Origin of the sequence: Salmonella sp. GDC200615 (assembly GCF_050574145.1) — a bacterium.
GTDB classification, from domain to species: domain Bacteria; phylum Pseudomonadota; class Gammaproteobacteria; order Enterobacterales; family Enterobacteriaceae; genus Salmonella; species Salmonella enterica.
This window is the reverse complement of sequence record NZ_CP192247.1, coordinates 4,433,594-4,447,621: the sequence shown is the minus strand read 5'-3', so window position 1 is coordinate 4,447,621 and position 14,028 is coordinate 4,433,594. Positions and strand designations below refer to the sequence as shown.

The following is a 14,028-nucleotide window of genomic DNA, read 5'->3' as shown; positions in this document are numbered from 1 at the left end:
AGTCTCAAGAGTGAACACGTAATTCATTACGAAGTTTAATTCATTGAGCATCAAACTTTTAAATTGAAGAGTTTGATCATGGCTCAGATTGAACGCTGGCGGCAGGCCTAACACATGCAAGTCGAACGGTAACAGGAAGCAGCTTGCTGCTTTGCTGACGAGTGGCGGACGGGTGAGTAATGTCTGGGAAACTGCCTGATGGAGGGGGATAACTACTGGAAACGGTGGCTAATACCGCATAACGTCGCAAGACCAAAGAGGGGGACCTTCGGGCCTCTTGCCATCAGATGTGCCCAGATGGGATTAGCTTGTTGGTGAGGTAACGGCTCACCAAGGCGACGATCCCTAGCTGGTCTGAGAGGATGACCAGCCACACTGGAACTGAGACACGGTCCAGACTCCTACGGGAGGCAGCAGTGGGGAATATTGCACAATGGGCGCAAGCCTGATGCAGCCATGCCGCGTGTATGAAGAAGGCCTTCGGGTTGTAAAGTACTTTCAGCGGGGAGGAAGGTGTTGTGGTTAATAACCGCAGCAATTGACGTTACCCGCAGAAGAAGCACCGGCTAACTCCGTGCCAGCAGCCGCGGTAATACGGAGGGTGCAAGCGTTAATCGGAATTACTGGGCGTAAAGCGCACGCAGGCGGTCTGTCAAGTCGGATGTGAAATCCCCGGGCTCAACCTGGGAACTGCATTCGAAACTGGCAGGCTTGAGTCTTGTAGAGGGGGGTAGAATTCCAGGTGTAGCGGTGAAATGCGTAGAGATCTGGAGGAATACCGGTGGCGAAGGCGGCCCCCTGGACAAAGACTGACGCTCAGGTGCGAAAGCGTGGGGAGCAAACAGGATTAGATACCCTGGTAGTCCACGCCGTAAACGATGTCTACTTGGAGGTTGTGCCCTTGAGGCGTGGCTTCCGGAGCTAACGCGTTAAGTAGACCGCCTGGGGAGTACGGCCGCAAGGTTAAAACTCAAATGAATTGACGGGGGCCCGCACAAGCGGTGGAGCATGTGGTTTAATTCGATGCAACGCGAAGAACCTTACCTGGTCTTGACATCCACAGAAGAATCCAGAGATGGATTTGTGCCTTCGGGAACTGTGAGACAGGTGCTGCATGGCTGTCGTCAGCTCGTGTTGTGAAATGTTGGGTTAAGTCCCGCAACGAGCGCAACCCTTATCCTTTGTTGCCAGCGATTAGGTCGGGAACTCAAAGGAGACTGCCAGTGATAAACTGGAGGAAGGTGGGGATGACGTCAAGTCATCATGGCCCTTACGACCAGGGCTACACACGTGCTACAATGGCGCATACAAAGAGAAGCGACCTCGCGAGAGCAAGCGGACCTCATAAAGTGCGTCGTAGTCCGGATTGGAGTCTGCAACTCGACTCCATGAAGTCGGAATCGCTAGTAATCGTGGATCAGAATGCCACGGTGAATACGTTCCCGGGCCTTGTACACACCGCCCGTCACACCATGGGAGTGGGTTGCAAAAGAAGTAGGTAGCTTAACCTTCGGGAGGGCGCTTACCACTTTGTGATTCATGACTGGGGTGAAGTCGTAACAAGGTAACCGTAGGGGAACCTGCGGTTGGATCACCTCCTTACCTGAAAGAAGCGTACTTTGCAGTGCTCACACAGATTGTCTGATGAAAAACGAGCAGTAAAACCTCTACAGGCTTGTAGCTCAGGTGGTTAGAGCGCACCCCTGATAAGGGTGAGGTCGGTGGTTCAAGTCCACTCAGGCCTACCAAATTTTCCCTGAATACTGCGTTGTGAAATAACTCACATACTGATGTATGCTTCGTTATTCCACGCCTTGTCTCAGGAAAAATTATCGGTAAAGAGGTTCTGACTACACGATGGGGCTATAGCTCAGCTGGGAGAGCGCCTGCTTTGCACGCAGGAGGTCTGCGGTTCGATCCCGCATAGCTCCACCATCTCGTGAGTGTTTACGAAAAAATACTTCAGAGTGTACCTGAAAGGGTTCACTGCGAAGTTTTGCTCTTTAAAAATCTGGATCAAGCTGAAAATTGAAACACAGAACAACGAAAGTTGTTCGTGAGTCTCTCAAATTTTCGCAACACGATGATGAATCGTAAGAAACATCTTCGGGTTGTGAGGTTAAGCGACTAAGCGTACACGGTGGATGCCCTGGCAGTCAGAGGCGATGAAGGGCGTGCTAATCTGCGATAAGCGCCGGTAAGGTGATATGAACCGTTATAACCGGCGATACCCGAATGGGGAAACCCAGTGTGATTCGTCACACTATCATTAACTGAATCCATAGGTTAATGAGGCGAACCGGGGGAACTGAAACATCTAAGTACCCCGAGGAAAAGAAATCAACCGAGATTCCCCCAGTAGCGGCGAGCGAACGGGGAGGAGCCCAGAGCCTGAATCAGCATGTGTGTTAGTGGAAGCGTCTGGAAAGGCGCGCGATACAGGGTGACAGCCCCGTACACAAAAGCGCATGTGCTGTGAGCTCGATGAGTAGGGCGGGACACGTGGTATCCTGTCTGAATATGGGGGGACCATCCTCCAAGGCTAAATACTCCTGACTGACCGATAGTGAACCAGTACCGTGAGGGAAAGGCGAAAAGAACCCCGGCGAGGGGAGTGAAAAAGAACCTGAAACCGTGTACGTACAAGCAGTGGGAGCACAGGTTTACCTGTGTGACTGCGTACCTTTTGTATAATGGGTCAGCGACTTATATTCTGTAGCAAGGTTAACCGAATAGGGGAGCCGGAGGGAAACCGAGTCTTAACCGGGCGTTAAGTTGCAGGGTATAGACCCGAAACCCGGTGATCTAGCCATGGGCAGGTTGAAGGTTGGGTAACACTAACTGGAGGACCGAACCGACTAATGTTGAAAAATTAGCGGATGACCTGTGGCTGGGGGTGAAAGGCCAATCAAACCGGGAGATAGCTGGTTCTCCCCGAAAGCTATTTAGGTAGCGCCTCGTGAATTCATCTCCGGGGGTAGAGCACTGTTTCGGCTAGGGGGCCATCCCGGCTTACCAACCCGATGCAAACTGCGAATACCGGAGAATGTTATCACGGGAGACACACGGCGGGTGCTAACGTCCGTCGTGAAGAGGGAAACAACCCAGACCGCCAGCTAAGGTCCCAAAGTCATGGTTAAGTGGGAAACGATGTGGGAAGGCCCAGACAGCCAGGATGTTGGCTTAGAAGCAGCCATCATTTAAAGAAAGCGTAATAGCTCACTGGTCGAGTCGGCCTGCGCGGAAGATGTAACGGGGCTAAACCATGCACCGAAGCTGCGGCAGCGAACGTATCACTTAAAGCGATTCAGCGGGTTACGATTGACGGAGCGAAGCGACGTCAAAGCGTATACAAAGTCGAGTCGGTTTAAGGATACGTTCGTTGGGTAGGGGAGCGTTCTGTAAGCCTGCGAAGGTGGCCTGTGAGGGTTGCTGGAGGTATCAGAAGTGCGAATGCTGACATAAGTAACGATAAAGCGGGTGAAAAGCCCGCTCGCCGGAAGACCAAGGGTTCCTGTCCAACGTTAATCGGGGCAGGGTGAGTCGACCCCTAAGGCGAGGCCGAAAGGCGTAGTCGATGGGAAACGGGTTAATATTCCCGTACTTGGTGTTACTGCGAAGGGGGGACGGAGAAGGCTATGTTGGCCGGGCGACGGTTGTCCCGGTTTAAGCGTGTAGGTGTGTGTTCCAGGTAAATCCGGTTCACTTTAACACTGAGGCGTGATGACGAGGCACTACGGTGCTGAAGTAACAAATGCCCTGCTTCCAGGAAAAGCCTCTAAGCATCAGGTAACATCAAATCGTACCCCAAACCGACACAGGTGGTCAGGTAGAGAATACCAAGGCGCTTGAGAGAACTCGGGTGAAGGAACTAGGCAAAATGGTGCCGTAACTTCGGGAGAAGGCACGCTGACACGTAGGTGAAGTGATTTACTCACGGAGCTGAAGTCAGTCGAAGATACCAGCTGGCTGCAACTGTTTATTAAAAACACAGCACTGTGCAAACACGAAAGTGGACGTATACGGTGTGACGCCTGCCCGGTGCCGGAAGGTTAATTGATGGGGTCAGCGCAAGCGAAGCTCCTGATCGAAGCCCCGGTAAACGGCGGCCGTAACTATAACGGTCCTAAGGTAGCGAAATTCCTTGTCGGGTAAGTTCCGACCTGCACGAATGGCGTAATGATGGCCAGGCTGTCTCCACCCGAGACTCAGTGAAATTGAACTCGCTGTGAAGATGCAGTGTACCCGCGGCAAGACGGAAAGACCCCGTGAACCTTTACTATAGCTTGACACTGAACATTGAGCCTTGATGTGTAGGATAGGTGGGAGGCTTTGAAGTGTGGACGCCAGTCTGCATGGAGCCGACCTTGAAATACCACCCTTTAATGTTTGATGTTCTAACGTGGACCCGTTACCCGGGTTACGGACAGTGTCTGGTGGGTAGTTTGACTGGGGCGGTCTCCTCCTAAAGAGTAACGGAGGAGCACGAAGGTTGGCTAATCCTGGTCGGACATCAGGAGGTTAGTGCAATGGCATAAGCCAGCTTGACTGCGAGCGTGACGGCGCGAGCAGGTGCGAAAGCAGGTCATAGTGATCCGGTGGTTCTGAATGGAAGGGCCATCGCTCAACGGATAAAAGGTACTCCGGGGATAACAGGCTGATACCGCCCAAGAGTTCATATCGACGGCGGTGTTTGGCACCTCGATGTCGGCTCATCACATCCTGGGGCTGAAGCAGGTCCCAAGGGTATGGCTGTTCGCCATTTAAAGTGGTACGCGAGCTGGGTTTAGAACGTCGTGAGACAGTTCGGTCCCTATCTGCCGTGGGCGCTGGAGAACTGAGGGGGGCTGCTCCTAGTACGAGAGGACCGGAGTGGACGCATCACTGGTGTTCGGGTTGTCATGCCAATGGCACTGCCCGGTAGCTAAATGCGGAAGAGATAAGTGCTGAAAGCATCTAAGCACGAAACTTGCCCCGAGATGAGTTCTCCCTGAGACTTAGAGTCTCCTGAAGGAACGTTGAAGACGACGACGTTGATAGGCCGGGTGTGTAAGCGCAGCGATGCGTTGAGCTAACCGGTACTAATGAACCGTGAGGCTTAACCTTACAACGCCGAAGATGTTTTGGCGGATGAGAGACGATTTTCAGCAGTGATTCAGAGTTGAGTACGCAATAATTTGCGCAGCAGCAAGGCGGCAAGCGAAGGAAAGGAAGGAGCATACAGAAGTATGTGACTGAGTTTACGAGCGCAGGCAACGCCGCTGATGCGATAAAGAATTGCGTACAGAGCACAAAGAATTTGCCTGGCGGCAGTAGCGCGGTGGTCCCACCTGACCCCATGCCGAACTCAGAAGTGAAACGCCGTAGCGCCGATGGTAGTGTGGGGTCTCCCCATGCGAGAGTAGGGAACTGCCAGGCATCAAATTAAGCAGTAAACTGATGTAAAAATCAGTGGTTGTAAAAGAATTCGGTGGAGCGGTAGTTCAGTTGGTTAGAATACCTGCCTGTCACGCAGGGGGTCGCGGGTTCGAGTCCCGTCCGTTCCGCCACCCTAATTAGGGGCGTAGTTCAATTGGTAGAGCACCGGTCTCCAAAACCGGGTGTTGGGAGTTCGAGTCTCTCCGCCCCTGCCAGAAATAATCCTTAGCATCTGCTAAGGATTTTTTTTTGCCTAAAATTACCTGATTATCTGATCAGGTAATCGTAAGTTCCCTTCTTTTTCTTTTCATCATTTTCATTGTTCATCCAGCACATCCGTTTTTAACAGATCGCAGATCAGCGAGTATTTATCGCTGTTTTGCAGCCAAATAGCGTATAGTGGCCGTGAAAGCGTTGCGCTGTCGGCAACGGTATGTAATCCGCCCTTTTCATTTGCCCAGTTTACAGGAAGCCAGCTACAGCCATTTAATGCGCTAAGCTGCTGTCGGGCGAGTTCGGCTGAGCTGGTTGTTAATACCGGCACTTCATCTGCTGCGATCAGCCCTGTTTCATGCTGTTGGAAGTCTGGTCCCCACTCCAGCCGCAGATAATTGAGTTCTGATTTCTTACGGGCAGGGCTGCTGCAATATAACGCCAAAGTGAAGTGCCCTAACAGCTGACTGCTGAACTCATCCATTTTGGGCGCTTCGGTAGTAATGAGGAGATCAAGCTGGCGTTCATGAAGTTGCTTCACAAGCGATTGCCGTTGAGCGATTCTGGCTTCGAACTGCAGGCCGCTTTGCGGCTCCTGTAGTTGGTACAGTCGCCCCAGCCAGGCGTTAAGCATACACTCCCATAAAGACGCGCTGGCGCCGATGGAAAACTCGTTATGGCGTGAGGTATGCGCCACCTCTTTACGTGCCGCCTGCCACGTATTCATCAGCGTTTCCGCATACGGTAAAAGTTTTTCGCCAGCCGTGGTTAAACGGATATTGTTTCTGTGCCGCGTAAAAAGGTTTACGCCCAGTTGATTCTCCAGTTGCCTGATACGAAAGCTCACCGCGGATTGCGTCAGGTAAAGTGCTTCTGCGGCCCGCCCGAAATGGCGTGTCCGGCTAACTTCCAGGAAAGTTTTTAACAATTCCGTATCCACTGTGCTCTCCACAAAATTATTTGTCGTTATGATTTAAATGTTTTGTTTTACACTCTGTCAAGCGTAACTAATACTCCGCGCCATAAATAGCTCAGACAAAGAATTAGGAGCGTGCAGGATGGCGGAAAGCTTTACGACGACTAATCGATATTTTGACAATAAACATTATCCACGTGGATTCTCTCGTCACGGTGATTTCACGATTAAAGAGGCACAACTGCTTGAGCGTCATGGTCATGCCTTTAATGATCTGGATCTTGGCAAGCGTGAGCCTGTGACTGAAGAAGAGAAGCTGTTTGTAGCGGTATGTCGCGGTGAACGCGAGCCGGTAACGGATGCAGAACGCGTCTGGTCCAAGTATATGACGCGTATCAAGCGTCCAAAACGCTTCCACACCTTGTCTGGCGGCAAGCCGCAAGTTGAAGGCGCAGAAGACTACACCGAAGCTGATGATTAATAAAAAGGGCGTAATGCCCTTTTTTTACGCCAGCAGCTTTTGCAAATGAATTAACAACCTGTCTATCGCCCGATAGCTTACCGCCTCCTGCAAATGCTGACGCGAGATCTGGTCAGCCAGTTCTATGTCGGCAATGGTTCTGGCCACTTTTAGTAAACGCTGCCAGGCGCGAATGGATAATCCAAGATGCACCAGCGTGTCTTCAAGCCAGCGGGCGTCATCGTGGTGCAAAACACAATATTTTTGGATTTCGCGACCCTCCAGACGCGCGTTTAACTTCTTCTGGCGTCGGTACTGCCGTTCATGGGCGGCGATGACCCGCTTTTTTACCGTAGCGCTGCTCTCACCCTTTGAGGCGTGTTGGCTAAGAATCCCGGGCGGTGGAAGCGGTATCTCAAGCGAAAGGTCAAAACGATCAAGAAACGGGCCTGACAACCGATTAAGGTAACGTAGTGTCTGTTCTGGCGTGCAGCGATTATGGTTTCCCTGATAATGTCCGGTCGGGCTGGGATTCATTGCGGCGATTAACTGGAACCTGGCAGGGTACGTTATTTTCGCTCTGGTACGGGATAAATGAATTTGACCGGATTCTATAGGTTCACGTAGCGCATCCAGTGTGCGTCGTTCAAATTCAGGCAATTCATCAAGGAACAAAATTCCGTTGTGCGCCAGCGATATCTCTCCCGGGGCGGGTATTGCGCCGCCGCCGACCATAGCAGTAAGTGAGGCGCTATGATGAGGTGAGCGAAAGGGACGTTGCTGCCATCGTTTTTGTACCGTATCGGCATTAACCAGACTGAGGATCGCGGCGCTTTCCAACGCCTCTTCATTGCTTAATGGTGGAAGAATCCCGCTCAGTCGACTGGCCAGCATGGTTTTACCCGTACCCGGCGGGCCGATCAATAGCAGATTATGTCCCCCTGCCGCTGTAATCTCCAGGCCGCGTTTACCCTGCTCCTGACCGATCACATCGCGAAGATCGGCAGTTGCGGTAGACGATGCCATATCCTGAGCTAAAGGTCTTTCCAGGGCGTGTTTCCCTTCCAGAAAGGCGCAGACGGTTTGTAGATGATCGGCGATAAAACATCCTTCTTTGCTGATAAGCCCAACCTCCGCCGCGTTCTCTGTTGCGACGATAATATTTCTGCCGGCCCTGATGGCTTCCGTTGCACTTGATATTGCGCCAGGAACGCCGCGTAATGCGCCTGTAAGCGCTAACTCACCCACCAGCTCATATGCCTCAAGATTCGACGCTGTAAGCTGCTCAGACGCGGCCAGAAGCGCAACAGCAATAGGCAGGTCATACCTTCCGCCCTCTTTCGGTAGATCGGCTGGAGCAAGGTTAATGGTTATTTTTTTAGCCGGAAATTCATATCCGCTATTAATAATCGCACTACGTACCCGGTCACGCGCCTCTTTTACCGTGGTTTCCGGTAGGCCAACCATGGTTAATCCCGGTAATCCATTACTGATATGCACCTCTATAGTGATAGGCGGCGCATTGACGCCAAGTGCGGCGCGAGTATGAACAATCGCCAGTGACATAATCCCTCCTGTTACGTGGATTATGCGGAATAGAAGAGAAAATCGAATTACTGACTTTTTGTTTTTTAGCGGCTGATTCCCGAATTTTGGCGTCATTTTCAGGTAAGAAACATCAAACTGGGAGAACGCTCGCAGAAGCGAAAAGAAGGAAAACAGGGTGTAGAGTGCGCCAAAAGGGGGAGGAAAACGTGAAAATTTTTCAGTTGCTAATTTTTCTTATAAAAAACAAAGCACTTTTAGGCATTCACCTGCATTATCTGAAACGTGGTTAAAAAAATATCTTGTGCTATTGGCAAAACCTATGGTAACTCTTTAGGTATTCCTTCGAACAAGATGCAAGAATAGACAAAAATGACAGCCCTTCTACGAGTGATTAGCCTGGTCGTGATTAGCGTGGTGGTGATTATTATCCCACCGTGCGGGGCTGCACTTGGACGAGGAAAGGCTTAGAAATCAAGCCTTAACGAACTAAGACCCCCGCACCGAAAGGTCCGGGGGTTTTTTTTGGCCTGAAAAACTTAAGCGAGGAGCAGAGCGTGAATAACAGCATAAAGTTCTGTTTCTCAAGATTTACGACGGGGATGTAACTATGAACGGGGCACAGTGGGTGGTACATGCTTTGCGAGCGCAGGGGGTGAAAACCGTATTTGGTTATCCTGGCAGCGCAATTATGCCGGTTTACGACGCGTTGTATGACGGTGGTGTGGAGCATTTGTTGTGCCGACACGAGCAGGGTGCGGCAATGGCGGCAATCGGTTATGCCCGTTCTACCGGCAAAACCGGTGTTTGTATCGCCACCTCCGGCCCTGGCGCCACTAACCTGATCACTGGCCTGGCGGATGCGTTGTTAGATTCGGTCCCCGTCGTCGCGATCACGGGTCAGGTTTCCGCCCCGTTCATCGGCACCGATGCGTTCCAGGAGGTGGATGTGTTAGGCCTGTCGCTGGCCTGTACCAAACACAGCTTCCTGGTGCAGTCGCTGGCAGAGCTGCCTCGTATCATGGCAGAGGCTTTTGAAGTTGCCAACGCTGGCCGTCCTGGCCCGGTTCTGGTGGATATCCCGAAAGATATCCAGTTGGCCAGCGGTGAGCTGGAACCCTGGTTTACTACCGTTGATAACGAAGCGACCTTCCCGCAGGCTGATGTTGAACAGGTGCGCCAGATGCTGGAACAGGCGAAAAAACCCATGCTGTACGTCGGCGGTGGTGTTGGTATGGCGCAGGCGGTTCCGGCGCTGCGTAAATTTATCGCGGTAACGCAAATGCCAGTTACCTGCACGCTGAAAGGGCTAGGGGCTGTTGAAGCTGATTATCCGTACTATCTGGGCATGCTGGGAATGCACGGTACTAAAGCGGCTAATTTCGCGGTGCAAGAGTGTGATTTACTGATCGCAGTGGGTGCACGTTTTGATGACCGGGTGACCGGTAAGCTGAATACGTTTGCGCCGAACGCCAGCGTAATCCATATGGATATCGACCCGGCGGAAATGAACAAACTGCGTCAGGCACACGTCGCGTTGCAGGGCGATTTAAATTCGCTGTTGCCGGCATTACAGCAACCGCTGAAGATCGACGCATGGCGTCAGTCCTGTGCAGAGCTGCGCGCAGAACACGCCTGGCGCTATGATCATCCTGGCGAGACTATCTATGCGCCGTTGTTGTTGAAACAATTGTCGGAACGCAAACCCGCAGACAGCGTGGTGACGACGGATGTGGGGCAGCATCAGATGTGGTCAGCCCAGCATATGACTTACACCCGCCCGGAGAACTTCATCACCTCCAGCGGTCTGGGGACGATGGGATTCGGCTTACCGGCGGCCGTTGGCGCGCAGGTAGCGCGACCGAATGATACCGTTATCTGTATCTCCGGTGACGGCTCCTTCATGATGAATGTTCAGGAGTTGGGCACCGTAAAACGCAAGCAGTTACCGTTGAAGATAGTCTTACTCGACAACCAGCGGTTAGGGATGGTTCGACAATGGCAGCAACTGTTTTTCCAGGAGCGATATAGCGAAACCACCCTGACCGATAACCCCGATTTCCTCATGCTGGCCAGCGCCTTCGGCATTCCAGGCCAGCACATTACTCGTAAAGACCAGGTTGAAGCGGCACTCGACACTATGTTGGCAAGCGAAGGGCCGTACCTGCTTCACGTCTCAATCGACGAACTTGAAAATGTCTGGCCGTTGGTGCCGCCTGGCGCCAGTAACTCTGAAATGCTGGAGAAATTATCATGATGCAACATCAGGTCAATGTATCGGCACGCTTTAATCCAGAAACCTTAGAACGTGTTTTACGCGTGGTGCGCCATCGTGGTTTTCAGGTGTGCTCCATGAATATGGAAGCCGCGACCGATGCGCAGAATATAAATATTGAATTGACCGTTGCCAGTCCCCGGTCGGTCGACTTACTGTTTAGTCAGTTAAGTAAACTGGTAGATGTTGCGCATGTCGCGATCTGCCAGAGCGCTGCCACATCACAACAAATCCGCGCCTGAGCGCAAAAGGAAGAAAAATGACGACGAAAAAAGCTGATTATATTTGGTTCAATGGCGAGATGGTGCGCTGGGAAGACGCGAAGGTTCACGTAATGTCTCACGCGCTGCACTACGGTACGTCGGTATTTGAAGGGATTCGGTGCTACGACTCTCACAAAGGCCCGGTAGTGTTTCGTCATCGTGAACATATGCAGCGCCTGCGCGACTCAGCAAAAATTTATCGTTTTCCGGTTTCCCAGAGTATTGATGAGCTGATGGAAGCCTGCCGCGAAGTGATCCGCAAAAACAACCTGACCAGCGCCTATATCCGTCCGTTGGTATTTGTCGGCGATGTCGGTATGGGCGTTAACCCGCCCCCGGGATACACCACTGACGTCATCATCGCCGCGTTCCCGTGGGGGGCATACCTGGGTGCCGAAGCGCTGGATCAGGGGATCGATGCGATGGTTTCTTCCTGGAATCGCGCTGCGCCGAACACCATTCCAACCGCCGCCAAAGCGGGCGGGAACTATCTTTCCTCACTGCTGGTGGGTAGCGAAGCGCGCCGCCACGGCTATCAGGAAGGCATCGCCCTGGATGTAAACGGCTATATCTCCGAAGGCGCAGGTGAAAACCTGTTTGAGGTAAAAGATGGTGTGCTGTTTACTCCGCCGTTTACCTCTTCCGCGCTGCCAGGCATTACTCGCGATGCGATCATCAAACTGGCGAAAGAGCTGGGTATTGAAGTGCGCGAGCAGGTGCTGTCCCGTGAGTCGCTGTATCTGGCCGACGAAGTGTTTATGTCCGGAACCGCGGCAGAAATTACTCCGGTACGCAGCGTTGATGGTATCCAGGTAGGCGAAGGCCGCTGCGGTCCTGTCACCAAGCGTATCCAACAAGCCTTCTTTGGTCTCTTCACTGGAGAAACCGAGGATAAATGGGGCTGGTTGGATCCGGTAAATTCATAATAAATAAAATTAATATTTTCCCAAAATAATTTGCGTCACAGGAAGGCGGTAACGCAGCGAATCCCCAGGGCTTACTGTAGTAAGTGACTGGGGTGAGTGAGGCAGCCAACGCACCTGTGGCGTGAAGTATGAAGGGAAAAGATGGGGAGTAAATAAAGCATGCCTAAGTACCGTTCCGCCACCACCACCCATGGTCGTAATATGGCGGGTGCCCGCGCGCTGTGGCGCGCCACCGGAATGACCGACAGTGATTTTGGCAAACCGATTATCGCCGTGGTGAACTCATTCACTCAGTTTGTGCCGGGTCACGTTCATCTGCGCGATCTCGGTAAGCTGGTCGCCGAACAGATTGAAGCTTCCGGCGGGGTGGCGAAAGAGTTCAACACTATTGCCGTGGATGACGGGATTGCCATGGGGCACGGGGGTATGCTCTATTCACTGCCGTCGCGCGAGCTGATCGCCGACTCCGTTGAGTACATGGTGAACGCTCACTGCGCTGACGCGATGGTGTGTATATCCAACTGCGACAAAATCACCCCAGGGATGCTCATGGCCTCGCTGCGCCTGAATATTCCGGTGATCTTTGTCTCTGGCGGACCGATGGAAGCCGGGAAAACCAAGCTTTCAGACAAAATTATCAAGCTGGATCTGGTTGATGCCATGATTCAGGGAGCGGACCCGAAAGTCTCTGACGATCAAAGTAACCAGGTTGAACGCTCCGCCTGTCCAACCTGCGGCTCCTGCTCCGGCATGTTTACCGCTAACTCCATGAATTGCCTGACCGAAGCGCTGGGCCTGTCGCAGCCGGGCAACGGCTCGCTGCTGGCAACTCACGCTGACCGTAAGCAGTTGTTCCTCAATGCCGGTAAGCGGATTGTTGAACTGACTAAACGCTATTACGAGCAAAACGACGAAAGTGCACTGCCGCGTAACATCGCCAGCAAAGCCGCGTTTGAAAACGCGATGACGCTGGATATCGCGATGGGCGGTTCGACCAACACCGTTCTTCACCTGCTGGCGGCGGCGCAGGAAGCGGAAATCGACTTCACCATGAGTGATATCGACAAGCTGTCCCGCAAGGTGCCGCAGCTGTGTAAAGTGGCGCCAAGTACCCAGAAATATCATATGGAAGATGTTCACCGTGCCGGCGGTGTGCTGGGTATTTTAGGCGAGCTGGATCGCGCCGGGCTGCTGAACTGCAACGTGAAAAACGTATTAGGCCTGACGCTGCCGCAAACGCTGGAACAGTACGACATCACGGTTACGCAGGACGAAGCGGTTAAAAAAATGTTCCGTGCTGGCCCTGCCGGTATCCGTACTACCCAGGCGTTCTCGCAGGATTGTCGCTGGGATTCGCTGGATGACGACCGCGCAGCGGGTTGCATCCGCTCGCTGGAATATGCCTATAGCAAAGACGGCGGTCTGGCGGTGCTGTATGGCAACTTCGCCGAAAACGGCTGCATTGTGAAAACCGCAGGCGTGGATGACAGCATCCTTAAATTTACCGGCCCGGCTAAAGTGTATGAAAGCCAGGACGACGCGGTAGAGGCGATTCTCGGCGGCAAAGTAGTGGAAGGCGATGTAGTCGTGATCCGCTACGAAGGGCCGAAAGGCGGGCCGGGAATGCAGGAAATGCTCTATCCGACCAGTTTCCTGAAGTCGATGGGGCTGGGCAAAGCCTGCGCGCTCATCACCGATGGGCGTTTCTCCGGCGGTACTTCGGGTCTTTCCATCGGCCACGTCTCGCCGGAAGCGGCCAGCGGCGGCACTATTGCGTTGATTGAAGATGGCGACACTATTGCGATTGATATCCCGAACCGCAGCATTCAGTTGCAGTTGAACGAGGCTGAAATCGCCGCACGCCGTGAGGCGCAGGAGGCTCGTGGCGACAAAGCCTGGACGCCGAAAAATCGTCAGCGTCAGGTTTCGTTTGCCCTGCGTGCCTACGCCAGCCTGGCGACCAGCGCCGATAAAGGCGCGGTGCGCGATAAATCGAAACTGGGAGGTTGATG

At 52.8% G+C, this 14,028-nt stretch carries 9 protein-coding genes, 4 tRNA genes and 3 rRNA genes; 14 read left to right on the top strand and 2 right to left on the bottom strand.

Annotated features, from left to right (window positions below; translation table 11 throughout):
- Nucleotides 1–60: 60 nt before the first annotated feature.
- The 7 genes from ACQ29O_RS21595 (at nt 61) to ACQ29O_RS21565 (ending at nt 5,633) form a co-directional block, all read left to right on the top strand.
- Nucleotides 61–1,602, top strand: a 16S ribosomal RNA gene (locus tag ACQ29O_RS21595).
- A 69-nt stretch (nt 1,603–1,671) separates the two neighbouring features.
- A tRNA-Ile gene (locus ACQ29O_RS21590) sits at nt 1,672–1,748 on the top strand.
- 111 nt (nt 1,749–1,859) lie between these two features.
- Nucleotides 1,860–1,935: transfer RNA gene (locus ACQ29O_RS21585), tRNA-Ala, on the top strand.
- A 182-nt stretch (nt 1,936–2,117) separates the two neighbouring features.
- A 23S ribosomal RNA gene (locus ACQ29O_RS21580) occupies nt 2,118–5,106 on the top strand.
- A gap of 196 nt (nt 5,107–5,302) precedes the next feature.
- Nucleotides 5,303–5,418 (top strand): 5S ribosomal RNA (rrf, locus tag ACQ29O_RS21575).
- The 16S, 23S and 5S rRNA genes sit together here with 4 tRNA genes alongside, the layout of an rRNA operon.
- Before the next feature lie 54 nt (nt 5,419–5,472).
- A tRNA-Asp gene (locus ACQ29O_RS21570) sits at nt 5,473–5,549 on the top strand.
- A gap of 8 nt (nt 5,550–5,557) precedes the next feature.
- A tRNA-Trp gene (locus tag ACQ29O_RS21565) sits at nt 5,558–5,633 on the top strand.
- Between the two features lie 101 nt (nt 5,634–5,734).
- Here the strand turns inward: ACQ29O_RS21565 and hdfR are convergent.
- Nucleotides 5,735–6,583 carry an HTH-type transcriptional regulator HdfR gene (hdfR, locus tag ACQ29O_RS21560; protein WP_001541181.1) on the bottom strand — a complete coding sequence of 283 codons (849 nt, stop codon included), beginning with the start codon at nt 6,581–6,583 and terminating at the stop codon, nt 5,735–5,737.
- A gap of 106 nt (nt 6,584–6,689) precedes the next feature.
- On the opposite strand from hdfR, the gene maoP reads away from it, so the two are divergent.
- Entirely contained in the window at nt 6,690–7,028 is a 339-nt protein-coding gene (gene maoP / locus ACQ29O_RS21555) for a macrodomain Ori organization protein MaoP (protein ID WP_000840996.1), read from the top strand.
- A 24-nt stretch (nt 7,029–7,052) separates the two neighbouring features.
- Here the strand turns inward: maoP and ACQ29O_RS21550 are convergent, their stop codons facing one another.
- On the bottom strand, nt 7,053–8,573 hold the full coding sequence (locus ACQ29O_RS21550; protein WP_000050219.1) for a YifB family Mg chelatase-like AAA ATPase: 1,521 nt from the start codon (nt 8,571–8,573) through the stop codon (nt 7,053–7,055).
- Between the two features lie 351 nt (nt 8,574–8,924).
- On the opposite strand from ACQ29O_RS21550, the gene ilvL reads away from it, so the two are divergent.
- The 6 genes from ilvL to ilvD all read left to right on the top strand — a co-directional run bounded on the left by ilvL (nt 8,925) and on the right by ilvD (nt 14,026).
- Entirely contained in the window at nt 8,925–9,023 is a 99-nt protein-coding gene (gene ilvL, locus ACQ29O_RS21545) for an ilv operon leader peptide (protein ID WP_001311244.1), read from the top strand.
- A gap of 86 nt (nt 9,024–9,109) precedes the next feature.
- Entirely contained in the window at nt 9,110–9,160 is a 51-nt protein-coding gene (gene ilvX, locus ACQ29O_RS21540) for a peptide IlvX (protein WP_192930503.1), read from the top strand.
- A gap of 2 nt (nt 9,161–9,162) precedes the next feature.
- On the top strand, nt 9,163–10,809 hold the full coding sequence (gene ilvG / locus ACQ29O_RS21535) for an acetolactate synthase 2 catalytic subunit (RefSeq protein ID WP_001746537.1): 1,647 nt from the start codon (nt 9,163–9,165) through the stop codon (nt 10,807–10,809).
- Complete coding sequence (ilvM, locus tag ACQ29O_RS21530; protein ID WP_000983260.1) at nt 10,806–11,069, top strand: acetolactate synthase 2 small subunit; 264 nt, start codon at nt 10,806–10,808, stop codon at nt 11,067–11,069. Before ilvG ends, ilvM begins: the two co-directional genes overlap by 4 nt.
- 17 nt (nt 11,070–11,086) lie before the next feature.
- Nucleotides 11,087–12,016 (top strand): branched-chain-amino-acid transaminase, encoded by a 930-nt coding sequence (gene ilvE, locus ACQ29O_RS21525; protein ID WP_000208532.1) that lies wholly within the window; start codon nt 11,087–11,089, stop codon nt 12,014–12,016.
- Nucleotides 12,017–12,175: 159 nt separating this feature from the next.
- Nucleotides 12,176–14,026, top strand: coding sequence for a dihydroxy-acid dehydratase (ilvD, locus tag ACQ29O_RS21520; protein ID WP_001127431.1), 1,851 nt, complete (start codon nt 12,176–12,178; stop codon nt 14,024–14,026).
- Nucleotides 14,027–14,028: the final 2 nt, after the last annotated feature.

Coding starts and splice junctions, on each gene's coding strand:
- maoP (WP_000840996.1), top strand. CDS start 6,690: ATGGCGGAAAGCTTTACGACGACTAATCGATATTTTGACAATAAACAT.
- ilvE (WP_000208532.1), top strand. CDS start 11,087: ATGACGACGAAAAAAGCTGATTATATTTGGTTCAATGGCGAGATGGTG.
- ilvD (WP_001127431.1), top strand. CDS start 12,176: ATGCCTAAGTACCGTTCCGCCACCACCACCCATGGTCGTAATATGGCG.
- ACQ29O_RS21550 (WP_000050219.1), bottom strand. CDS start 8,573: ATGTCACTGGCGATTGTTCATACTCGCGCCGCACTTGGCGTCAATGCG.
- ilvG (WP_001746537.1), top strand. CDS start 9,163: ATGAACGGGGCACAGTGGGTGGTACATGCTTTGCGAGCGCAGGGGGTG.
- ilvM (WP_000983260.1), top strand. CDS start 10,806: ATGATGCAACATCAGGTCAATGTATCGGCACGCTTTAATCCAGAAACC.
- ilvL (WP_001311244.1), top strand. CDS start 8,925: ATGACAGCCCTTCTACGAGTGATTAGCCTGGTCGTGATTAGCGTGGTG.